An 869-nucleotide genomic window follows, 5' to 3' on the forward strand; every position below is an offset into this window, starting at 1 on the left:
CGTGGCCGGTCGCGCAGTTCCCCGCGCCCCTTGCGGGGCGCATCTGCGTCGGCGTTGGGTCGCAGCGGCCCCGGCGGGGCGATTCTCAGGCGTCGGCGACGAACGACCCGATGCCGTTCTCCGTGCGGATCAGTCCGCGCTCGCGCAGATCGGCAAGAGCCTTCCGGGCTGTCACCTGAGCCACGGAGAACTCGCCGCACAACGCGAGAATGCCGGGCAGCCGCGACCCCGCCGGGTACACACCGGCGTCGATGCGGCGCTCGATCTCGGTACTGATCTGCGTCCACTTCGCACGGGTCGGGTCCAGTTCCACGTGATCAATGGTGAGAGCTACAGCGACTTGCTGCTAGTGACAGCAAGCTGTAGCAAGGTGCAGTAACCTGGATGCCGACAGGAACGCAGACGCCCGGCGCGCAGGGATCGGTTTCCCGCCGGGCCTGAGTCGACGGACAAGGAGTCGACCCGATGTGCGACGTGATCGAGTGGTTGCTGCCGCCCTTGTTGCCCGGCCGCGAAGACGGAGGCGGAGTCGGGTGTGCCGGGGGTGTGAGGCATGGCTGAGCTTCGCCGTATGCCGCCCGGGGCTGATGGTCGGTCGAGCTACTGCCAGCCCGGTGGGGTGGTCGCCGCGGTCAGTGACGCGATCGAGAACGACCTGGTCGCATCCGCCGCCGTCGTCCTGGGGCTGGTGCGCGCCGCGCTCGACGGTCCTCGACCGACGGCTGACGAGGCGTGGTTCATGCTGCGCCGCCTGGCCGAGTGTCTGACCGACGCGCTGAACGTCGCCGAACTCCGCGGGGAACGGCTGGCCGAGCGGCCCTGAGCGGGGCGCGCCCGGCGCCGGGCCGAACGCCCCTGGAGGGGGCGGG

The 869-nt window shown here is 70.5% G+C and carries 2 protein-coding genes; one reads left to right on the plus strand and one right to left on the minus strand.

Annotated elements, in window-relative coordinates; all coding sequences use genetic code 11:
* Positions 1 to 85: 85 nt before the first annotated feature.
* On the minus strand, positions 86 to 313 hold the full coding sequence (locus GTW43_RS01675; RefSeq protein WP_161299742.1) for a GntR family transcriptional regulator: 228 nt from the start codon (positions 311 to 313) through the stop codon (positions 86 to 88).
* 240 nt (positions 314 to 553) lie between these two features.
* Here GTW43_RS01675 and GTW43_RS01680 point away from each other — a divergent pair, with 240 nt between their 5' ends.
* Positions 554 to 823, plus strand: a complete 270-nt coding sequence (locus tag GTW43_RS01680; RefSeq protein WP_161299743.1) for a hypothetical protein — start codon at positions 554 to 556, stop codon at positions 821 to 823.
* Positions 824 to 869 lie beyond the last annotated feature (46 nt).

It is taken from the genome of Streptomyces sp. SID5785 (assembly GCF_009870065.1).
GTDB lineage: Bacteria > Actinomycetota > Actinomycetes > Streptomycetales > Streptomycetaceae > Streptomyces.

Excerpts from the sequence above, each read along its gene's own strand:
- GTW43_RS01680 (WP_161299743.1), top strand. The coding sequence starts at position 554 with ATGGCTGAGCTTCGCCGTATGCCGCCCGGGGCTGATGGTCGGTCGAGC.